Origin of the sequence: Escherichia sp. XD33 (assembly GCF_019375075.1) — a bacterium.
GTDB classification, from domain to species: domain Bacteria; phylum Pseudomonadota; class Gammaproteobacteria; order Enterobacterales; family Enterobacteriaceae; genus Enterobacter; species Enterobacter flexneri_A.
The window spans coordinates 14948-36813 of record NZ_JAENDM010000042.1 but is presented as its reverse complement, the minus strand read 5'-3'; the positions used below and the strand labels follow the sequence as shown (position 1 = coordinate 36813).

The following is a 21866-nucleotide window of genomic DNA, read 5'->3' as shown; positions in this document are numbered from 1 at the left end:
GAGGTCGTGGTATGGATGACGGATGGCTGGCCGCTGTATGAATCCCGCCTGAAGGGAAAGCTGCACGTAATCAGCAAGCGTTACACTCAGCGAATTGAGCGGCATAACCTGAATCTGAGGCAGCACCTGGCACGGCTGGGACGGAAGTCGCTGTCGTTCTCAAAATCGGTGGAGCTGCATGACAAAGCCATCGGGCATTATCTGAACATAAAACACTATCAATAAGTTGGAGTCATTACCTGCTTCATGATACAAATGGATTCTCATTATCTGAACAATACGCAGCACGTCTATGACAAAGGGCGAGTTATGCAAACTGAGCAACAGCGAGCCGTAACACGGCTTTGTATCCAGTGTGGATTATTTCTTTTGCAACATGGTGCGGAAAGCGCGTTGGTTGATGAGCTTTCCTCACGACTGGGTCGGGCGCTGGGAATGGACAGCGTCGAAAGTTCTATCTCTTCGAACGCCATAGTGCTGACAACCATTAAAGATGGGCAATGCCTGACATCGACACGTAAAAATCACGATCGCGGCATTAATATGCATGTGGTGACTGAAGTCCAGCACATTGTGATTCTTGCGGAGCATCATCTGCTGGATTACAAAGGCGTAGAGAAACGATTTAGCCAAATTCAGCCATTACGTTACCCAAGATGGCTGGTAGCCTTAATGGTTGGCCTTTCTTGCGCCTGTTTCTGTAAACTCAATAACGGTGGCTGGGATGGTGCCGTCATCACCTTCTTTGCCAGTACGACCGCGATGTATATCCGCCAGCTGCTGGCACAACGTCATCTTCATCCACAGATCAACTTTTGCCTTACCGCTTTCGCCGCCACCACCATTTCCGGATTGCTTTTGCAACTCCCCACTTTCAGCGATACACCCACCATTGCGATGGCCGCCAGCGTTCTGCTGCTGGTGCCGGGCTTTCCGTTGATTAATGCCGTCGCCGATATGTTTAAAGGCCACATCAATACCGGACTGGCACGCTGGGCGATCGCCAGTCTGCTGACGCTGGCTACCTGCGTCGGCGTGGTGATGGCACTGACGATTTGGGGGCTACGCGGATGGGTGTGATCGAATTTCTGTTAGCGTTGGCGCAGGATATGATCCTCGCCGCCATTCCTGCGGTCGGCTTTGCGATGGTGTTCAACGTTCCCGTTCGGGCGTTACGCTGGTGTGCGCTGCTTGGCGCGATTGGTCATGGTTCACGAATGATCTTAATGACCAGCGGGCTGAATATTGAGTGGTCAACTTTTATGGCTTCTATGCTGGTCGGCACCATTGGTATTCAATGGTCGCGCTGGTATCTGGCGCATCCGAAAGTGTTTACCGTGGCGGCCGTTATCCCTATGTTCCCGGGCATATCGGCTTATACCGCAATGATTTCGGCGGTAAAAATCAGCCAGTTAGGTTACAGCGAACCGTTGATGATTACCCTGTTAACCAACTTTCTTACAGCTTCATCGATTGTTGGTGCGTTATCCATCGGTCTTTCCATTCCTGGATTATGGTTGTACCGCAAGCGCCCTCGCGTATAAAATTGCCTCGCTTAAGCACACGGATGAGAGACAGCCTCCTCTCCTCCGTGTGTTACTATAAAAGTTATCTCCCTTCTCGTTCATCGTTCCATATTTGAGAAACAGTATGTCTTCCAGAGTTTTGACCCCGGACGTCGTTGGTATTGACGCCCTGGTACACGATCACCAAACCGTTCTGGCAAAAGCTGAAGGCGGTGTGGTTGCCGTATTTGCTAACAATGCCCCGGCGTTTTATGCCGTCACGCCTGCACGCCTGGCTGAACTGCTGGCGCTGGAAGAAAAGCTGGCGCGTCCGGGAAGCGATGTCGCTCTGGACGATCAACTCTATCAGGAACCGCAAGCCGCTCCCGTTGCTGTCCCCATGGGGAAATTCGCCATGTATCCGGACTGGCAACCCGATGCCGACTTTATCCGCCTGGCGGCGCTATGGGGCGTGGCGCTAAGAGAGCCGGTGACCACCGAAGAACTGGCCTCATTCATTGCCTACTGGCAGGCGGAAGGTAAAGTCTTTCACCATGTGCAGTGGCAACAAAAACTGGCGCGCAGCCTGCAAATCGGTCGTGCCAGCAACGGCGGACTGCCGAAACGAGATGTGAATACGGTCAGCGAACCTGACAGCCAAATTCCACCAGGATTCAGAGGGTAACGATGAAAAACGTTGGCGACCTGATGCAACGCCTGCAAAAAATGATGCCTGCCCATATCAAACCTGCATTCAAAACGGGTGAAGAGCTACTGGCCTGGCAGAAAGAACAAGGGGCGATCCGCTCCGCCGCTCTCGAACGTGAAAATCGGGCGATGAAAATGCAGCGCACCTTTAACCGCTCCGGTATTCGTCCACTGCATCAGAACTGCTCCTTTGAGAACTATCGCGTTGAGTGTGAAGGGCAGATGAATGCGTTAAGCAAAGCGCGCCAGTATGTCGAAGAGTTTGACGGCAACATCGCCAGCTTCATCTTTTCTGGTAAGCCAGGAACCGGCAAAAACCATCTGGCGGCGGCAATCTGCAACGAGCTGCTGCTACGCGGTAAATCCGTATTGATCATCACCGTGGCCGATATTATGTCGGCGATGAAAGATACCTTCAGGAATAGCGGTACCAGCGAAGAACAACTGCTTAACGATCTGAGCAACGTTGATCTGCTGGTGATCGATGAGATCGGCGTGCAGACCGAATCGAAATACGAAAAAGTGATCATCAACCAGATCGTCGATCGCCGCTCTTCTTCCAAACGCCCAACCGGGATGCTGACCAACAGTAATATGGAAGAGATGACCAAGTTGCTGGGCGAACGCGTGATGGACCGTATGCGCCTGGGTAACAGTTTGTGGGTGATCTTCAACTGGGATAGCTACCGTAGCCGGGTAACAGGTAAAGAGTATTAATCCCCGTTTCTGGCGGTATACTGCGACACAATTCCACCTTGAGTAATGATGATGAAAACTGTTAAACATCTTCTGTGCTGTGCCATTGCCGCCAGCGCATTAATTTCCACCGGGGTGCATGCTGCGTCCTGGAAAGATGCGCTCTCCAGCGCCGCCAGCGAACTTGGCAACCAAAACAGCACGACACAGGAAGGCGGTTGGTCGCTCGCGTCATTAACTAACTTGCTTAGCAGCGGGAACCAGGCCTTAAGCGCAGATAACATGAACAACGCCGCAGGCATTCTGCAATACTGCGCGAAGCAAAAGCTGGCGTCGGTAACCGATGCCGAAAACATCAAGAACCAGGTGCTGGAAAAGCTGGGCCTGAACAGTGAAGAACAAAAAGAAGACACCAACTATCTGGATGGCATTCAGGGTTTGCTGAAAACCAAAGATGGTCAGCAACTCAATCTGGATAACATCGGAACGACTCCGCTGGCAGAAAAGGTGAAAACCAAAGCCTGCGATCTGGTGTTAAAGCAGGGGCTGAACTTCATTTCCTGAACCGCGAAACGCCGCGTTTTAGCTGTTACCCGGCTGACGCGGCTCTCTCCTGCCCTTTTCCCTGCTCCTGGACGGTTTTCCCCCTGTTACACGGGAAGCGACCGCGATCAAAAAAGTCTGTTTATAAACTAATTCCTAACAACATCGCATTTTTTTGACACTAGAATTGCAGCAATATGGCGACGCCATTACATTGTGCTTCTCAAAAAGCTTAAACGTTGGCTAAACGGCCCGGTTTAGTGAGGATCGCCCGTTGTCAGAACTACTCTCTTTCGCCCTTTTTCTCGCCTCTGTGCTGATTTACGCATGGAAAGCGGGACGTAACACCTGGTGGTTTGCAGCCACATTAACGGTGCTGGGGCTATTTGTCGTTTTAAATATCACCCTGTTTGCCAGCGACTATTTTACTGGCGCTGGTATTAACGACGCGGTTCTCTATACCTTAACCAACAGCCTGACCGGTGCTGGCGTCAGCAAATACATCCTGCCGGGTATCGGCATTGTGCTGGGGCTGACAGCGGTGTTCGGTGCGCTGGGCTGGATCCTGCGCCGTCGTCGCCATCATCCGCACCATTTTGGTTACAGCCTGCTGGCGCTCTTACTGGCGCTGGGTTCGGTGGACGCCAGCCCGGCATTTCGTCAGATAACGGAACTGGTGAAATCCCAGTCACGCGATGGCGACCCGGACTTTGCGGCTTATTATAAAGAGCCGTCGAAAACTATCCCTGACCCGAAACTCAACCTGGTTTATATCTACGGCGAAAGTCTCGAGCGGACCTATTTTGATAACGAAGCTTTCCCGGATCTCACGCCTGAACTGGGCGCGTTGAAAAATGAAGGCCTGGATTTCAGCCACACGCAGCAGCTGCCGGGAACAGATTACACGATTGCGGGCATGGTGGCTTCTCAGTGCGGCATTCCGCTTTTTGCCCCATTTGAAGGTAACGCCTCCGCTTCTGTTTCCAGCTTCTTCCCGCAGAACATCTGTCTGGGCGATATCCTGAAAAACTCGGGTTATCAGAACTATTTCGTGCAGGGCGCGAATCTGCGTTTTGCCGGTAAAGATGTGTTCCTGAAGTCGCATGGCTTCGACCACTTATACGGCTCAGAAGAGCTGAAAAGCGTGGTAGCCGACCCGCACTATCGCAACGACTGGGGATTCTACGACGATACCGTTCTCGATGAAGCGTGGAAAAAGTTTGAAGAGCTTTCCCGCTCAGGTCAGCGATTCTCACTGTTTACCCTGACAGTCGATACCCATCACCCGGATGGTTTTATCTCGCGTACCTGTAACCGCAAAAAATATGATTTTGACGGTAAGCCGAACCAGTCATTCAGCGCGGTAAGTTGCAGCCAGGAGAATATCGCGGCGTTTATCAACAAAATCAAAGCGTCACCGTGGTTTAAAGATACTGTCATCGTCGTCTCTTCTGACCATTTAGCGATGAACAACACGGCGTGGAAATACCTCAATAAGCAGGATCGCAATAACCTGTTTTTTGTCATTCGTGGCGACAAGCCGCAGCAAGAGACGCTGGCAGTGAAGCGTAACACGATGGATAACGGCGCGACGGTGCTGGACATTCTCGGTGGCGATAACTATCTCGGACTTGGTCGTAGCAGTTTATCCGGGCAGTCAATGTCGGAAATCTTCCTCAATATCAAAGAGAAAACATTGGCGTGGAAGCCGGATATCATCCGCCTGTGGAAATTCCCTAAAGAGATGAAAGAGTTCACCATCGACCAGCAGAAAAACATGATTGCCTTCTCGGGTAGCCATTTCCGTTTGCCGCTGCTGTTGCGGGTTTCAGACAAACGCGTGGAACCGCTGCCGGAAAGCGAATACTCAGCACCGCTGCGTTTCCAGCTGGCCGATTTCGCTCCACGCGACAATTTCGTCTGGGTTGACCGTTGCTACAAGATGGCACAACTCTGGGCTCCGGAACTGGCACTTTCCACCGACTGGTGTGTCTCGCAGGGGCAGCTTGGCGGTCAGCAAATTGTTCAGCATGTTGACAAAACAACATGGCAGGGCAAAACGGCATTTAAAGATACGGTCATCGACATGGCGCGTTACAAAGGCAATGTCGATACGCTGAAGATTGTTGATAACGATATTCGCTACAAAGCCGACAGTTTCATCTTCAACGTCGCCGGTGCGCCAGAAGAGGTGAAACAGTTTAGTGGGATTTCCCGTCCAGAGTCGTGGGGCCGCTGGTCCAACGCGCAGCTGGGCGATGAAGTAAAAATCGAGTACAAGCATCCGCTGCCGAAGAAATTTGACCTGGTGATTACCGCCAAAGCATACGGCAATAACGCCAGCCGTCCTATTCCGGTACGCGTAGGCAATGAAGAACAAACCCTTGTGCTGGGCAATGAAGTGACCACCACCACACTGCATTTCGATAACCCAACCGATGCCGACACACTGGTAATTGTGCCGCCGGAACCTGTCTCAACCAACGAAGGGAATATCCTCGGACACTCGCCGCGTAAGCTCGGGATCGGCATGGTGGAAATTAAAGTTGTGGAACGTGAAGGGTAATTCCTGACTGATGTGTAGGTCGCATAAGGTGCGACCTACACACCTTCTCCGGCCTACAAAACATCATTGAGAAACAGAAAAAAACAGCGCCCAACACTTCCCCGGACGCTGCATGGCAACTTTAATAATCTCGCCTTATCAGAAAGTAATTACACCTTTAATTAACTCACGATTGTTAATCACATCGCGCTCGTAGGTTTCTGCCAGCGTGGCGAACGGATAGCGATGGGTTAACATCATGTCAGCAGTGATTTTTCCTTCCGCCATCAGTCGACCGACTTTAGCAAAATCTTCCGGCGTGGCGTTGCGGCTGCCCATCATCGTCGTTTCTTTTTTATGGAATTCCGGATCGGAGAACTGCAACTCACCTTTAAACAGGCCGACAAATACCACCGTGCCGCCGTGACGAATCAGATTCACGGTGTTATTCATCGCATGTTGATTACCTGTCGCGTCGATCACTTTCTGCGCCAGCGAACCACCAAACTGCGCCCGCAACTGCGCGTCAAAATCTTCGGCTGACGGGTCCAGCACGGGCAACTCCAGACGCGTTGCCACATGTTCACGGCGCGCCGGACTGGTATCCGCCACCACCACCTGTGCGCCATCGGCTTTAGCGATTGCCGCCGCGCCCAGACCGATTGGCCCCGCCCCGACCACCAGCACCTGCTCGCCGGGAGCAATGGCTGCGCGACGCACCGCATGAGCGCTAATAGCGAAAGGTTCAATCAATGCGGCCGCCTGCGGGTCAATACCGTCTGCGGGCAAAATGTTCGCCACCGGCACGCTCAAATACTCACTAAAACCGCCATCCTGATGCACGCCAATGACTGAAATTTTTTCACAGCAATTGGTACGCCCGCTTTTACACGCCGGGCATTGCTGACAAGAAATATACGGAATTACCGCAACTTGCTGTCCGATATTAAAATTGTGAATGTTTTTTCCTGATTCAATAATCTCCCCACATATTTCATGGCCTAAAACGCGTGGATAGCTAAAAAATGGTTGATTGCCCGCCCAGGCATGAATATCTGTACCGCAAATCCCGACGGTTTTAATTTTAATTAATGCTTCATTATCGCCTGGCACCGGTCTTTCCCGGACTGTCCATACTAAATTCTTTATTTCCTGACAAATTAATACTTTCATTGTGGACATGATTCACCGCTCCTTTTATTTTATGACTTTCAGATATCGTCGAATTTATAAGAGCACCTGAATTTACCCATAAAATATGCGGATGATCACGCATAAAAATGTTTTAAATCGGTTTTTAATGCCGGACTGGAGGGAAGAATGAGTCGTTCGCAGAATTTACGTCATAACGTCATAAATCAGGTGATTGAAGATATGGCGAGGGGCAATATTCCTTCTCCGCTGCCTTCACAAAGTGGGCTGGCAGAAATGTATAACATCAGTCGCACTACGGTACGCCACATACTCCAGCATTTAAGCGCATGTGGCGTGCTCACCCTGGTGGGGAAAAATTATGTTATCGCCCGCAAACCCGAACAGAACGATGGATTTGATTGCATCACGGCCTCGCTGAAAGAGCAAAACCGTCTTTTCGAGCAGGCATTTTTCACCATGATTAACCTGCGCCAGTTACGCGCGGGAGAAAGCTTTTCCGAACTTCAGCTGGCGCGAGCGGCAGGCGTCAGTCCGGTAGTAGTACGAGAATATCTTTTGAAATTCGGTCGTTATAATCTTATTCAAAGCGAAAAGCGCGGCCAGTGGAGCATGAAGCAGTTCGATCAATCCTACGCCGAGCAGCTGTTTGAGCTACGCGAAATGCTCGAAACACATTCCCTGCAACACTTTCTCAACCTTCCCGATGACGATCCCCGCTGGTTGCAGGCGAAAACCATGCTCGAACGTCACAGGACATTGCGCGACAGCATTGGCAGCAACTTTCGGATGTTTTCTCAATTAGACCGTGATTTTCATGCCATGCTGTTATCCGCTGCTGACAACATCTTTTTTAATCAATCACTTGAAATTATCTCGGTGATCTTTCATTTTCACTATCAATGGGATGAAAGCGATCTCAAGCAGCGCAATATCATTGCTGTTGATGAGCATATGACCATTCTCAGCGCCCTGATTTGCCGTAGCGATTTAGATGCAATAACGGCATTGCGAAACCATCTGGATACCGCCAAACAATCAATGATTCGTTCCATCAGGCAACATCACCGATAAATTAAGTACAGATTAAAAACATTGATTCTTGGTTTATATCACTATGTTGTATTAATGCAGTATTAATCCAGGCGATTGTTCTGCCCATAAGGAAATACATAGGGAATAAACGATGCTGGAAGTATTACTCTCAGCCATCATTTAACTCCCTATTACTGGTAGCGATAAAATTATCGGCTATCCATGATTAACGTTTCCAGCACATCTAATTCACTGACTATTTTTGCCAGTGTTTCATCACTGACTTCTTGCCGTGCACGCATCTGGTAAATAGCCGCACGCCTGGCATTTAACGCTGCCAGATTAAATGTTCTTTCCAGCTTCGCGCGCTGCATATGTAAAGAATTATCATTTTCCGACATATCATCTTCGCTACGCCGCATATAACCGATAACTCTGGCCCCTGTTTCCATAATCAACTCGTTGTCGAGGTTTTCTGTACTGGTGCGTAGCAAACGTTGCTCAGTCTTTTGCACACTGAGTATGGCCATTTTGGCCATAAACAGATCGGCAGCTTCCTCTTCTTTTTGCCGGTTATCGCTGAAAATGCCCACATTTTTCCCCAGTAGTAACGGCAGAATAATAATGCCGCAAACCAGCGAAAAGAGGATCACACCTGTGGCGAGAAATACCAGTAAGTAACGCCCGGGAAAAGGTGTGCCATCCGGCAGCAATAACGGGATAGAAAGCACCCCCGCAAGCGTGATGGCTCCGCGCACCCCCGCAAAGGTCGCCAGCAGCATATGACGCGTTTTATATCCAGCAAACAGCATCGGATGTTTGCCGGGTCGTTTACGGCTATACAGACGCATCAGCCAAAGCCAGCCCAGGCGCACAACCATTAACGCCAGGTAGATCCAAATGACATCAAGGAGCAGCGATCCGGTGTCTACCAGTGGATCGTTTTCTGCACGGATCAGTGATTCCGAAATAATGCCCGGCAGTTGTAAGCCTAAAATCAGAAACACCATGCCGTTAAAGACATATTCAAGCATCGACCAGCTACTTTTAGCTTTAATTCTCAGGCGGATAGGCGCGTGGTGGACTACGCCAATGCGACTGGTTGTTAACCCCGCGGCGACAGCGGCAAGAATGCCAGATAAGCCAAAATGTTCCGCAACCAGATAAACAATAAACGGCAACAGAAGCATCAATACAATCTGAATGGAAGGTTCATCGTGAGCATATCGACTGATCAACAGCAGCCCTTTGCCATATAACCAGGTAACAGCAATCCCCACGGCAATACCGCCCAACGCAACGACAAAAAACGCAATGGTTGCGCCATTAACGCTGAATTCCATCGTTCCCATCGTCACTGCAACAGCAAATTTCAACGCCACCAGGCCGGAAGCATCATTCATCAACGCTTCGCCTTCGAGCACTTCCTGGATGTTTTTGCTGATACGCCCTTTCCCGACAATCCCCAGCAACGCCACGGCATCGGTAGGCGACAACACGGCGGCTAATGCGAAAGCAGCGATGAGCGGCACATTCGGTAAGAGTAAATGAATCACATAGCCGACACCAAAAATAGTGATTAGCACCAACACAAGCGCCAGGCTGATAATTTCCCGACTGTGCTTGATCAATTCTTTAGGTTGTATTTTTGAGCTTTCAGCAAACAACAAGGGGGGTATAAACAATAAGAGAAAAAGTTCAGGATTGAATTCCACATGCAGACCAAATATGGGCTGGGCCAGTACAGCGCCAGCGGCAATCTGGATCAAAGGAAGTGGTATCTGAACAGGAGACAGACGCGTAAGCACGCTGGTTAATGATACTACCAACGTAAGAATTAAAATTGTTAAAAGTATTTCCATATAATAAACAGGCTTCCTCATTCATAAATAATGGGTATTATTAATTTAACTTCATAAAAAGCGCCCTGGTTAGCACTTAACGTTAATCATTAATCACAGCGTTCACTCACATGCTCAGGAGGAAACCAGTGAGATGAGTTTTCCAGTTGATAACAAATTCACCATGTGAATATTTACTACCTTTAACCGTTGTAACGAATCATCCGTTACTCTTTGATCTCCTTGCCGAACAAGTTATTTAGTGAATGATGGCTTTCTTTTAACGTTAGCATGAATTATACGTTCAGCAAATGTATTAAATCAGCACTAAATAAATTTAATGGATACCACCATTCTGCGTCAACACTTAGTTTTTATCTGTAAAAATAGCCGCAGCCAAATTAATGCTTTTATTTTAATAAATCATCAACCGAATAAGAGATCTTATCAGCGGTAACTAAACTCATCAGTGGGTGTTCCTTGTAACGTCATACATTACATAACTTTAAGATATACAATCAAAAAATGCATTAAAAACCGATTAAAAGCAGCAAAGTATTACCCGGTGCACGAATTTATGACACATTTGCAGCCATTCCGCTATTCGCTGACTACTTTTCAGTAATGACTGCTTTTTCATAAGGTTTCACTCCCGACAACAATGTTGGAGTTTTATTTCCTTAGCATGGAGTAAGTAAAGATGAGCAAAATAATAGCGATGCTAATTACTGTCAGTACCCTTTTTTTACCGTCAATAATCCAGGCAAAACCTATTTCGATAAAAGTTGCCTATGAAAATAACCCTGGAGAACCCCTGGATGTGGTCATGCGTTACTGGGCAGACCTATTAAATAAAAAAAGTAATGGCGAAATAACACTTGCGCTCTATCCAAGTTCCCAATTGGGCTCAAAACAGGATGTCACCGAGCAAGCCATGATGGGCATGAATGTCATAACCTTGAGTGATGTGGCCTTTCTTGCCGATTATGAACCCGATTTGGGTATTTTGTTTGGACCGTATCTGACTGACGATCCGCAAAAACTGTTCAAAATATATGAAAGCGACTGGTTTAAACAAAAAAATGAAAGTCTGAAGAAAAAGGGAATTCATGTGGTAATGAATAATTATCTCTATGGCACTCGACAGATTATTTCGAAAAAACCCATTCGCACTGTTGACGATCTCGCAGGCTTAAAAATTCGTGTTCCTAATAACGTCATGCAAATAAAAGCCATTCAGGCGATGGGGGCAACACCAACTCCCATGCCATTAGGCGAAGTTTATCCCGCATTAACCCAGGGCGTTATTGACGGCGTAGAAAACCCAATTTCAGTGCTGCAAGGGCAAAAACTGTATGAGCAGGCAAGATATCTGACAATGGTTAACTACCTGACAAATACCTCAGTATGGATAGGAGGTGAAGCCTTCTTTAGCACCCTTTCACCAGAACAACTGGAGATGATCCACCAGACCGGCTATGAAGCGGGTGTCTATAGCCAGAAACTCACTCTTGAACGTGATGCCGAAATGTTGAAAACCATGCAGGCAGCGGGCGTCGAAGTGATCTATCCCGATACTGGACCATTCCAGAAGAAAGCACGCGAAGTTTACTCTCAATTCCCGGAATGGACACCAGGTCTGTACGAAACCATTCAACAGCAACTGCAATAAGCATTAATGCTCAGCGTCCTGCCTCATCTCTCTTAGGCAGGACACGCACTAACAGGAGGTTTCATGCGTCTTTTTGGCAAAGTGGCAGAATTTAGTGCTGCCTTTGCGCTATTCGTTCTGGTTGTGATGACAATTGGAGCGGTATTTATGCGTTATTTCATCGGCCAACCGCTTCAATGGACAGAAGAAATGTCGGGAATGCTGATGATTTGGGTGGTGATGTTAGGTGGAGTGGTGGCGGAACGTGACAGGGCGCACCTGACCATTCCCTTCCTGATGGAGATGCTTCCAGGCAAGCTCAGGCGTGTTATTGCAGTACTGGTCGCCGTTCTCTCCATCGCACTGCTGCTGTATATGGCCTGGCTGGGCTACCGACTAGCCGAAATGGCGCAGTTTAAAGTGACACAACTTCTGAAGGTTTCCTGGTTCTGGATCGATCTGGCGGTCCCTGTCGGTGCACTGGCAACGGCTATTTATACCCTCTACTGGTTAATACACGATATAAAACAATCTGATAGCGGAGACAAAATGCAATGAGTTGGTTATTGATTATTCCGCTAATGATCGTCTGTTTGTTTCTCAACATTCGGGTCTATCTGGCGATGTTTATTGGCATCATCGCTTACTTTTTATTCTTCTCCAGCGTACCGATTGAAATTGCCGTGCAAAGACTGATCGCGCCAACGCAAAGCCCATCATTGCTGGCAATTCCGTTTTTTATCTTGCTCGGCACACTAATGAGCTACACCGGCATTGCCGAACGCATCCTGCACATTGCCAACGTTCTGGTGGGGAAAATGCGCGGCGGACTTGGCGTGGCAAACATTCTCGTCAGCACCATGATGGGCGGCGTCAGCGCCTCTAACCTTGCTGACGCGGCGATGCTGTCGCGCATGATGGTGCCGGAGATGGAGCGTAAAGGCTACAACCGCGCGTTTGCCGCCGCCATTACCGCTGGTGGCTCGTTAGTCACCCCGATCATACCGCCGGGAATAGCCCTGATTATTTACGGTCTGGTTGCCGACGTCTCTATCGGAAAAATGTTTATCGCTGGGCTGGTACCTGGTTTGCTATGCGCAGTCGTTCTGATGTTTACCGTCTACCTGGTCGCCCGCAAAACTAACGCTAAACCCTCGCGTGAAAGCTGGCCTACGGGCAAAGAGGTGGTGTTCTCGCTGGGACAGGCCTGGCCTGCGCTATTCCTCATTTTTGCTGTGGTGGGTGGTATTCGCGCTAACATTTTCACCCCAACAGAAGCAGGTGCAGCAGCGGTGCTAATCGTGCTGGCGATTGGCTTTTTTATCTATCGTGAAATGCGGATTTCTCATGTCGTCAAAGCATTGGGCGAAACGGCACGCGCAACCGCATCGGTGATGCTGGTAATCATGGCCAGCGCCGCGTTGGGATGGATTTTCTCAATGGAACATGCTGGTGTCGCAGTGGCGAATTTTGTGACTTCGCTGACCGAAAATAAATATATGTTCCTGTTAATTATCAACATATTGCTGCTGACGCTGGGGATGTTTCTTGAAGGAAACGCCATTTTGCTGATCCTGGTACCACTATTAAAACCGGTGGTCGAACACTTTGGCATCGATCCGGTGCATTTTGGCATCATCATGATCTTCAACCTGTCGATTGGCGCATTCACGCCACCGGTAGGTACCGTGATGCTGCTGGTATGTAACATCACGCAAGTTTCGGTGGGAAATTTCTTTAAACAATCCCTGCCTCTACTGGCGGCTCTACTATTAATGCTAACGCTGGTGACATATATCCCGGCGATTTCACTGTTCCTGGTTTAATAATAAAAACGCCGGATGAAATACTCATCCGGCGTCATTGCGTTAAAACGTTTCCCAGTTCTCCCCGCTATCTGCCACGGCCATTTTACGCGGCGCAGCTGGCGTCACGGTTTTTACCACAGCCGATGTTTCACGCTGCTGTTGCTGCTGTTGCTGAATCCGGAACACTGCCACAGCTTCGGTCAGGCGACTGGCCTGCTCTTCCAGCGCGGCGTTCTGTTGAGTTACCCGGTCCATCTCAGCAACCGCTAAGCCAACCTGATCGATACCACGGCTCTGCTCATCAGAAGCAGAAGCAATTTCGCCCATAATGTCCGTCACGCGGGTCACGGCACTGACAATCTCCGCCATTGTTTCCCCTGCGCTTTCGACCAGCGTAGAGCCAACATCTACTTTCCCCACCGAGTCTTCAATCAGGCTTTTAATTTCACGAGCCGCCTGAGCGCTGCGCTGAGCCAGATTACGCACTTCACCCGCGACCACCGCAAAACCACGCCCTTGCTCACCCGCACGCGCTGCTTCAACCGCCGCGTTCAAAGCCAGAATATTGGTCTGGAAGGCAATGCCGTCAATTACGCTGATAATATCGGCGATTTTCTGCGAACTGGTGGAGATATCACGCATAGTCTGCACCACGTTATCTACCACTTTGCCGCCGCGTTGCGCCGTTTCAGAAGCACTTAACGCCAGGTGGCTGGCCTGGCGCGCATTCTCGGCGTTCTGTTTCACCGTTGCGGTCAGTTGCTCCATGCTGGCTGCCGTCTCTTCCAGCGAAGCAGCCTGTTGCTCGGTGCGCGAAGAGAGATCGTTATTGCCGGTAGCGATTTCGCTGGCACCGCTATAGATGGCATTGGCCCCGTTGCGCACATCACCGACGGTACGCATCAGCTCTCCCTGCATATGGCGCAAACTCTCTGCCAGTTGCCCCATCTCATTAGAGCCATCCACCTCAATCGGTTTCACCAGATCGCCGCCTGCAATATGACGAATGCTGTCAATCAGGCGATTCATTGGCGCTACCAGCGAGGCTTTAATACCGAACCAGACGGCGAAGATGACCGCCAGTACGACGATCATCACGCCCACCAGAATCCACATCGCCTGGCTGTAGGAGGCATTGTTATCGCTGACGGCGATATCATGGAGCCGATCGTTTTGTTCCATGTAAGCCACATACTGCTTCTCGAAACCGTCCTGATATCCCTGAGTCGGCTGATCAAAGAACTCGTTGATTTTGCCTGCACCTAACAGTTGGATCAGCTCCGCCAGCGCATTGTGATAAATATCGTAATTACGTTTGATCTCTGCCGCTGCGGCGGTGCTCTGACGCGGGTCACGCGGCAACGCTTCGTAATCCGCCCAGTTTTTTTCCGCCTGTTTCAGCGAAATACTGGCACTCTGCATCAGCTCAGCAACGGTTGAACCGCTACCAATATTATTCTGATCCATCATGTAGCGGATACCCGCGCGGTTGAGGGTGTTACGCGTCTGCAACAACGCGACCCAGCTGCCATTCAGCGTGGATTGCTGCTGGCGAATGGTTTGTAAAACAGTGAAATTTTCTTTGTCATTCTTTAAGGCATTAAAGAACAGACCGCCTGATGTCAGTTGTAAAAGGCCAAAAACGGCCAAAACCAGCAGTAAGCTGGTCACGATCTTGATACGTTTTAACATGGTTTCTCTTTCCTGTGGACCGATGCAAGATTTTCGGCCTGGAAAGCAAAAACTTTATGAAAAGGTGTAACCCGCCATCCATGGAAAAACCAGGGGCTGGTTATCAGATACTAAAAAGTTATTCATTATCGCCCGGGATGTCTTCTTGTCGGGAATTGCCCAGAGCAATAAATTCCTCTAACAGATGGGTTAACAGTTGCATTTTCTCGGCAGTAAACTGAGCTTCAATCTGCCGATAGGCTTCTTCAATCTGTGTCTGAGCGCGGTTATACAGCGCCTGCCCCTCTTTGGTCAGCGAGATATAGAGCTTCCGCTGATCATTGATCGGCTTTAATCGCAACACTAAACCGTCGCGTTCCATCCGCGTAAGGATCCCGGTCAGGCTTGGGCGCAAAATGCAGGCACGATACGCCAGATCGTGAAAATCCATTGATGGGCTTTCCGCCAGAATACGCACGATGCGCCACTGTTGCTCAGTCAAATTATGCCGTTTAACGATTGGGCGAAAATAACTCATCGCCGCTTCTCGCGCCTGGAGCAACGCAATGGTTAGAGAGTCGTGCATTATCTTTCCCCTGAAAAATTCAAAATCATTAATATAGAAACAGTTAATCGTCACGTTACCGGGACTGCGCTGTCCCTGCAATTCCTGATTTTATCAAAATTGATGATATTTTATTAACTTACTGATATTTAATATTTTATTATCTTTAAATGTAAATAGTTTGTTAATTAGATCACATTTACATCACTTACTTTTGCCAAACTACGCAATCGGGAATAAAAGTAATCATTAACATATTAATGATTAAGATGATCGAATCCGAGGAGTGGTAATGAAAGGCACTATCTTCGCCGTAGCGTTGAACCATCGCAGCCAACTTGATGCATGGCAGGAAGCGTTCCAGCAATCCCCCTACAAAGCCCCGCCTAAAACTGCGGTCTGGTTTATTAAACCGCGCAATACGGTGATTGGTTGCGGTGAACCGATTCCCTTTCCACAGGGTGAAAAGGTACTGAGCGGTGCGACTGTTGCGCTGATTGTGGGAAAAACGGCGACGAAAGTACGTGAAGAAGATGCGGCAGAGTACATCGCCGGATATGCGCTGGCTAACGACGTCAGCCTGCCGGAAGAGAGCTTTTACCGCCCGGCAATCAAAGCAAAATGTCGTGATGGATTCTGCCCCATTGGCGAAACCGTGGCTCTCAGCAATGTCGATAATCTGACCATCTATACCGAGATCAACGGGCGTCCTGCCGATCACTGGAATACCGCCGATTTACAACGTAACGCCGCGCAGTTGCTGAGCGCCCTGAGCGAATTTGCCACACTGAATCCAGGCGATGCCATTCTGCTCGGCACGCCACAGGCGCGCGTGGAAATACAGCCAGGCGATCGCGTTCGTGTTCTCGCAGAAGGTTTCCCGCCGCTGGAAAATCCGGTAGTGGACGAACGTGAAGTGACCACGCGCAAGAGCTTCCCAACGCAGCCACACCCGCACGGCACGCTGTTTGCCCTCGGCCTGAACTACGCCGACCACGCCAGCGAACTGGAATTTAAGCCACCGGAAGAACCGCTGGTGTTCCTGAAAGCGCCAAATACCCTCACTGGCGATAACCAGACCTCCGTGCGTCCAAACAATATTGAATACATGCACTATGAAGCGGAGCTGGTGGTAGTTATTGGCAAACAGGCGCGTAACGTCAGCGAAGCCGATGCCATGGATTATGTCGCGGGCTACACCGTGTGTAACGACTACGCCATTCGCGACTATCTGGAAAACTACTACCGCCCTAACCTGCGGGTAAAAAGCCGCGACGGACTGACGCCGATGCTTTCAACCATCGTGCCGAAAGAGGCGATCCCGGACCCGCATAATCTGACCCTTCGCACCTTCGTCAACGGCGAGTTACGCCAGCAAGGCACCACCGCCGATCTGATCTTCAGCGTGCCCTTCCTGATCGCCTACTTAAGCGAATTTATGACCCTGAATCCGGGCGACATGATCGCCACCGGCACACCAAAAGGCTTATCTGACGTGGTGCCTGGCGATGAAGTAGTGGTGGAAGTAGAAGGCGTGGGCTGCCTGGTGAACCGAATTGTGAGTGAGGAAACAGCGAAATGAAAAAAGTAAATCATTGGATCAACGGCAAAAATGTTGCAGGTAACGACTACTTCCAGACCACCAATCCGGCAACGGGTGAAGTGCTGGCGGATGTGGCCTCTGGCGGTGAAGCGGAGATCAATCAGGCGGTAGCGGCAGCGAAAGAGGCGTTCCCGAAATGGGCCAATCTGCCGATGAAAGAGCGTGCGCGCCTGATGCGCCGTCTGGGCGATCTGATCGACCAGAACGTGCCAGAGATCGCCGCGATGGAAACCGCGGACACCGGCCTGCCGATCCATCAGACCAAAAATGTGTTGATCCCACGCGCTTCCCACAACTTTGAATTTTTCGCGGAAGTCTGCCAGCAGATGAACGGCAAGACCTATCCGGTTGACGACAAGATGCTCAACTACACGCTGGTGCAGCCGGTGGGCGTTTGTGCGCTGGTATCGCCGTGGAACGTACCGTTTATGACCGCCACATGGAAGGTCGCGCCGTGTCTGGCGCTGGGCAATACCGCGGTACTGAAAATGTCGGAACTCTCCCCGCTGACCGCTGACCGCCTGGGTGAGCTGGCGCTGGAAGCCGGTATTCCGGCAGGCGTGCTGAACGTGGTACAGGGCTACGGCGCAACCGCAGGGGATGCGCTGGTTCGTCATCATGACGTACGTGCCGTGTCGTTCACCGGCGGTACGGCCACCGGGCGCAACATCATGAAAAACGCCGGGCTGAAAAAATACTCCATGGAACTGGGCGGTAAATCGCCGGTGCTGATTTTTGAAGATGCCGATATTGAACGCGCGCTGGACGCCGCCCTGTTCACCATCTTCTCGATCAACGGCGAGCGCTGCACCGCCGGTTCGCGCATCTTTATTCAGCAAAGCATCTACCCGGAATTCGTTAAACGCTTTGCCGAACGCGCCAACCGTCTGCGCGTGGGCGATCCGAACGATCCGAATACCCAGGTTGGGGCGCTTATCAGCCAGCAACACTGGGATAAAGTCTCCGGCTATATCCGTCTCGGCATTGAAGAAGGCGCAACCCTGCTGGCGGGCGGCCCGGATAAACCGTCTGACCTGCCTGCACACCTGAAAGGCGGCAACTTCCTGCGCCCAACGGTGCTGGCGGACGTAGATAACCGTATGCGCGTTGCCCAGGAAGAGATTTTCGGGCCGGTCGCCTGCCTGCTGCCGTTTAAAGACGAAGCCGAAGGCTTACGTCTGGCAAACGACGTGGAGTACGGCCTCGCGTCGTACATCTGGACACAGGATGTCAGCAAAGTGTTACGCCTGGCGCGTGGCATTGAAGCAGGCATGGTGTTCGTCAACACCCAGAACGTGCGTGACCTGCGCCAGCCATTTGGCGGCGTAAAAGCCTCCGGCACCGGGCGTGAAGGCGGTGAGTACAGCTTCGAAGTGTTCGCGGAAATGAAGAACGTCTGCATTTCCATGGGCGACCATCCAATTCCGAAATGGGGAGTCTGATATGGGTAAGTTAGCGTTAGCCGCCAAGATCACGCACGTACCGTCGATGTATCTCTCTGAGCTGCCTGGGAAAAACCACGGTTGCCGCCAGGGTGCGATCGACGGGCATAAAGAGATCAGCAAGCGTTGCCGGGAAATGGGCGTCGATACCATTATCGTTTTCGATACCCACTGGCTGGTCAACAGTGCTTATCACATCAACTGTGCAGACCATTTTGAAGGCGTCTACACCAGTAACGAGCTGCCGCATTTTATTCGTGACATGACCTACAACTACGAGGGCAACCCGGAGTTGGGGCAGCTTATTGCCGATGAAGCCTTAAAGCTCGGCGTGCGGGCAAAAGCGCACAACATTCCCAGCCTGAAACTGGAATACGGCACGCTGGTGCCGATGCGCTACATGAATGAAGACAAGCACTTCAAAGTGGTCTCCATTTCGGCTTTCTGCACGGTTCACGATTTTGCCGACAGCCGCAAGCTGGGCGAAGCGATTCTGAAAGCGATCGAACAGTACGACGGCACCGTGGCGGTCCTTGCCAGCGGTTCGTTATCGCACCGCTTTATTGACGATCAGCGTGCGGAAGAAGGGATGAACAGCTACACCCGCGAGTTCGACCGCCAGATGGACGAGCGCGTGGTGAAGTTGTGGCGCGAAGGCCAGTTCAAAGAGTTCTGCAATATGCTGCCGGAGTACGCCGACTACTGCTACGGCGAAGGCAATATGCACGACACGGTGATGCTGCTGGGGATGCTCGGCTGGGATAAATACGACGGCAAGGTGGAGTTTATTACCGAGCTGTTCCCAAGCTCTGGCACCGGTCAGGTTAACGCTGTTTTCCCGCTTCCCGCGTAAGGACGTTTTATGCCGCACTTTATCGTTGAATGCAGTGATAACATCCGCGAAGAAGCCGACCTGCCGGGGTTGTTCGCCAAAGTGAATCCGACGCTGGCAGCCACGGGTATTTTTCCGCTGGCGGGTATTCGCAGCCGCGTGCATTGGGTCGATACCTGGCAGATGGCCAACGGGCAGCATGATTATGCCTTCGTGCATATGACGTTGAAAATCGGCGCAGGTCGCAGCCTGGAAAGCCGCCAGCAGGCGGGTGAAATGCTGTTTGAACTGATTAAAACGCACTTCGCCGCCCTGATGGAGAGCCGCCTGCTGGCGTTGTCGTTTGAGATTGAAGAGCTGCATCCGACGCTGAATTTTAAACAAAACAACGTGCACGCATTGTTTAAGTAGCGCGCAGATTGCCCGGTGGCGCTGCGCTTACCGGGCCTACAAAACCCCAAACCGTACACCGTAGGCCGGATAAGGCGCAGCCGCATCCGGCAATGCCACAGGATATCGCTATGTTCGATAAACACACCCACACCCTGATCGCCCAGCGTCTGGATCAGGCAGAAAAACAGCGCGAACAGATCCGCGCGATCTCGCTGGATTACCCGGAGATCACCATCGAAGACGCTTACGCGGTGCAGCGTGAATGGGTTCGCCTGAAAATCGCCGAAGGTCGCACGCTGAAAGGCCACAAAATCGGCCTGACCTCGAAAGCGATGCAGGCAAGCTCGCAGATCAGCGAACCGGATTACGGCGCGCTGCTGGATGACATGTTCTTCCACGATGGCAGCGATATCCCGACCGATCGCTTTATCGTGCCGCGCATTGAAGTGGAGCTGGCTTTCGTGCTGGCAAAACCGCTGCGTGGGCCAAACTGCACGCTGTTCGACGTCTACAACGCCACGGACTACGTGATCCCGGCGCTGGAGCTGATCGACGCTCGCTGCCACAACATCGATCCGGAAACCCAGCGCCCGCGCAAAGTGTTCGACACCATTTCTGATAACGCCGCCAACGCCGGGGTGATCCTCGGAGGTCGTCCGATCAAACCAGACGAACTGGATCTGCGTTGGATCTCCGCCCTGATGTATCGCAATGGCGTGATTGAAGAAACCGGCGTCGCCGCTGGCGTGCTGAATCATCCGGCAAACGGCGTGGCCTGGCTGGCGAACAAACTCGCACCGTATGACGTACAACTGGAAGCCGGGCAAATCATTCTCGGTGGTTCGTTCACCCGCCCGGTTCCGGCGCGTAAGGGCGACACCTTCCACGTCGATTACGGCAACATGGGTTCCATTAGCTGCCGCTTTGTTTAAGGAGAGAACGATGGAAAACAGCTTTAAAGCGGCGCTGAAAGCAGGCCGTCCGCAGATCGGATTATGGCTGGGGCTGAGTAGCAGCTACAGCGCAGAGTTACTGGCCGGAGCAGGATTCGACTGGTTGTTGATCGACGGTGAGCACGCGCCGAATAACGTGCAAACCGTGCTCACCCAGCTACAGGCGATTGCGCCCTACCCCAGCCAGCCGGTAGTACGTCCGTCGTGGAACGATCCGGTGCAAATCAAACAACTGCTGGACGTCGGCACACAAACCTTGCTGGTGCCGATGGTACAAAACGCTGACGAAGCCCGTGAAGCGGTACGCGCCACCCGTTATCCCCCCGCCGGTATTCGCGGTGTGGGCAGTGCGCTGGCCCGAGCCTCGCGCTGGAATCGCATTCCTGATTACCTGCAAAAAGCCAACGATCAAATGTGCGTGCTGGTGCAGATCGAAACGCGTGAGGCAATGAAGAACTTACCGCAGATTCTGGACGTGGAAGGGGTCGACGGCGTGTTTATCGGCCCGGCGGATCTGAGCGCCGATATGGGTTATGCCGGTAATCCTCAGCACCCGGAAGTACAGGCCGCGATTGAGCAGGCGATCGTGCAGATCCGCGAAGCGGGCAAAGCGCCGGGGATCCTGATCGCCAATGAACAACTGGCAAAACGCTATCTGGAACTGGGCGCGCTGTTTGTCGCCGTCGGCGTTGACACCACCCTGCTCGCCCGCGCCGCTGAAGCGCTGGCAGCACGGTTTGGTGCGCAGGCCACCGCCGTGAAGCCCGGCGTGTATTAATGCCGGATGCGCTGCGCTTATCCGGCCTACACTCGCACCAAACCGTAGGCCGGATAAGGCGTTTACGCCGCATCCGGCAAAAAGCCGTACCAAATCGCGGACCGGATAAGGCGTTACGCCGCATCCGCCATAAACCTTGTCGTAC

General features: G+C 51.3%; 21 protein-coding genes. 17 read left to right on the top strand and 4 right to left on the bottom strand.

The annotated features are described in order from the left end of the window. The 7 genes from K0778_RS19415 to opgB form a co-directional block, all read left to right on the top strand. A partial coding sequence (locus K0778_RS19415) for an IS1 family transposase (RefSeq protein ID WP_214290696.1) occupies window positions 1-225 on the top strand: 225 nt, incomplete at its 5' end. 84 nt (window positions 226-309) lie between these two features. Beyond that, complete coding sequence (locus K0778_RS19410; RefSeq protein WP_001341281.1) at window positions 310-1080, top strand: threonine/serine exporter ThrE family protein; 771 nt, start codon at window positions 310-312, stop codon at window positions 1078-1080. After that, the gene (locus K0778_RS19405; protein ID WP_000538188.1) at window positions 1071-1544 is read left to right on the top strand and encodes a threonine/serine exporter; all 474 of its coding nucleotides are present in this window, start codon (window positions 1071-1073) and stop codon (window positions 1542-1544) included. The genes K0778_RS19410 and K0778_RS19405 overlap by 10 nt, the downstream gene beginning before the upstream one ends. A 106-nt stretch (window positions 1545-1650) precedes the next feature. Next, a complete protein-coding gene (gene dnaT, locus K0778_RS19400; protein WP_000098818.1) occupies window positions 1651-2190 on the top strand; it encodes a primosomal protein DnaT in 540 nt (179 codons plus the stop codon). 2 nt (window positions 2191-2192) lie between these two features. Further along, on the top strand, window positions 2193-2930 hold the full coding sequence (gene dnaC / locus K0778_RS19395) for a DNA replication protein DnaC (RefSeq protein ID WP_000799911.1): 738 nt from the start codon (window positions 2193-2195) through the stop codon (window positions 2928-2930). A 48-nt stretch (window positions 2931-2978) separates the two neighbouring features. Continuing rightward, the gene (gene yjjA, locus K0778_RS19390; RefSeq protein WP_001308243.1) at window positions 2979-3473 is read left to right on the top strand and encodes a DUF2501 domain-containing protein YjjA; all 495 of its coding nucleotides are present in this window, start codon (window positions 2979-2981) and stop codon (window positions 3471-3473) included. A gap of 253 nt (window positions 3474-3726) precedes the next feature. Beyond that, window positions 3727-6018, top strand: coding sequence for a phosphatidylglycerol--membrane-oligosaccharide glycerophosphotransferase (gene opgB / locus K0778_RS19385; RefSeq protein WP_001292621.1), 2292 nt, complete (start codon window positions 3727-3729; stop codon window positions 6016-6018). A 138-nt stretch (window positions 6019-6156) separates the two neighbouring features. Here opgB and K0778_RS19380 read toward each other — a convergent pair whose 3' ends face one another. Continuing rightward, window positions 6157-7179, bottom strand: coding sequence for a zinc-binding alcohol dehydrogenase family protein (locus tag K0778_RS19380; protein ID WP_021571050.1), 1023 nt, complete (start codon window positions 7177-7179; stop codon window positions 6157-6159). Between the two features lie 138 nt (window positions 7180-7317). On the opposite strand from K0778_RS19380, the gene K0778_RS19375 reads away from it, so the two are divergent. Further along, window positions 7318-8223, top strand: a complete 906-nt coding sequence (locus K0778_RS19375) for a GntR family transcriptional regulator (RefSeq protein ID WP_000091589.1) — start codon at window positions 7318-7320, stop codon at window positions 8221-8223. A gap of 170 nt (window positions 8224-8393) precedes the next feature. Here the strand turns inward: K0778_RS19375 and K0778_RS19370 are convergent, their stop codons facing one another. Further along, a complete protein-coding gene (locus K0778_RS19370; RefSeq protein WP_063084575.1) occupies window positions 8394-10046 on the bottom strand; it encodes a Na+/H+ antiporter in 1653 nt (550 codons plus the stop codon). Window positions 10047-10725: 679 nt separating this feature from the next. On the opposite strand from K0778_RS19370, the gene K0778_RS19365 reads away from it, so the two are divergent. The 3 genes from K0778_RS19365 to K0778_RS19355 all read left to right on the top strand — a co-directional run bounded on the left by K0778_RS19365 (window position 10726) and on the right by K0778_RS19355 (window position 13502). Further along, window positions 10726-11697, top strand: coding sequence for a C4-dicarboxylate TRAP transporter substrate-binding protein (locus K0778_RS19365; protein WP_000034589.1), 972 nt, complete (start codon window positions 10726-10728; stop codon window positions 11695-11697). Between the two features lie 63 nt (window positions 11698-11760). After that, a complete protein-coding gene (locus tag K0778_RS19360) occupies window positions 11761-12234 on the top strand; it encodes a TRAP transporter small permease (protein ID WP_001235677.1) in 474 nt (157 codons plus the stop codon). Further along, a complete protein-coding gene (locus K0778_RS19355) occupies window positions 12231-13502 on the top strand; it encodes a TRAP transporter large permease (RefSeq protein ID WP_000118641.1) in 1272 nt (423 codons plus the stop codon). Before K0778_RS19360 ends, K0778_RS19355 begins: the two co-directional genes overlap by 4 nt. Before the next feature lie 42 nt (window positions 13503-13544). Here K0778_RS19355 and tsr read toward each other — a convergent pair whose 3' ends face one another. Beyond that, complete coding sequence (gene tsr, locus K0778_RS19350; RefSeq protein WP_063084574.1) at window positions 13545-15176, bottom strand: methyl-accepting chemotaxis protein; 1632 nt, start codon at window positions 15174-15176, stop codon at window positions 13545-13547. A gap of 118 nt (window positions 15177-15294) precedes the next feature. Continuing rightward, on the bottom strand, window positions 15295-15741 hold the full coding sequence (gene hpaR, locus K0778_RS19345; protein ID WP_000543914.1) for a homoprotocatechuate degradation operon regulator HpaR: 447 nt from the start codon (window positions 15739-15741) through the stop codon (window positions 15295-15297). A gap of 271 nt (window positions 15742-16012) precedes the next feature. Here hpaR and hpaG point away from each other — a divergent pair, with 271 nt between their 5' ends. The 6 genes from hpaG (at window position 16013) to hpaI (ending at window position 21721) form a co-directional block, all read left to right on the top strand. Continuing rightward, window positions 16013-17302: a 4-hydroxyphenylacetate degradation bifunctional isomerase/decarboxylase gene (gene hpaG / locus K0778_RS19340; RefSeq protein WP_000679090.1), complete on the top strand. Its 1290-nt coding sequence runs from the start codon at window positions 16013-16015 to the stop codon at window positions 17300-17302. Next, window positions 17299-18765, top strand: a complete 1467-nt coding sequence (gene hpaE, locus K0778_RS19335) for a 5-carboxymethyl-2-hydroxymuconate semialdehyde dehydrogenase (RefSeq protein ID WP_000757510.1) — start codon at window positions 17299-17301, stop codon at window positions 18763-18765. The genes hpaG and hpaE overlap by 4 nt, the downstream gene beginning before the upstream one ends. 1 nt (window position 18766) lies before the next feature. After that, window positions 18767-19618 carry a 3,4-dihydroxyphenylacetate 2,3-dioxygenase gene (gene hpaD / locus K0778_RS19330; RefSeq protein WP_000516990.1) on the top strand — a complete coding sequence of 284 codons (852 nt, stop codon included), beginning with the start codon at window positions 18767-18769 and terminating at the stop codon, window positions 19616-19618. Between the two features lie 9 nt (window positions 19619-19627). Continuing rightward, window positions 19628-20008: a 5-carboxymethyl-2-hydroxymuconate Delta-isomerase gene (locus K0778_RS19325; protein WP_153449114.1), complete on the top strand. Its 381-nt coding sequence runs from the start codon at window positions 19628-19630 to the stop codon at window positions 20006-20008. A gap of 110 nt (window positions 20009-20118) precedes the next feature. Then, window positions 20119-20922 carry a 2-oxo-hept-4-ene-1,7-dioate hydratase gene (hpaH, locus tag K0778_RS19320; RefSeq protein ID WP_000459750.1) on the top strand — a complete coding sequence of 268 codons (804 nt, stop codon included), beginning with the start codon at window positions 20119-20121 and terminating at the stop codon, window positions 20920-20922. Between the two features lie 10 nt (window positions 20923-20932). Continuing rightward, the gene (hpaI, locus tag K0778_RS19315) at window positions 20933-21721 is read left to right on the top strand and encodes a 4-hydroxy-2-oxoheptanedioate aldolase (protein WP_000431704.1); all 789 of its coding nucleotides are present in this window, start codon (window positions 20933-20935) and stop codon (window positions 21719-21721) included. The last annotated feature ends 145 nt before the right edge of the window (window positions 21722-21866 follow it).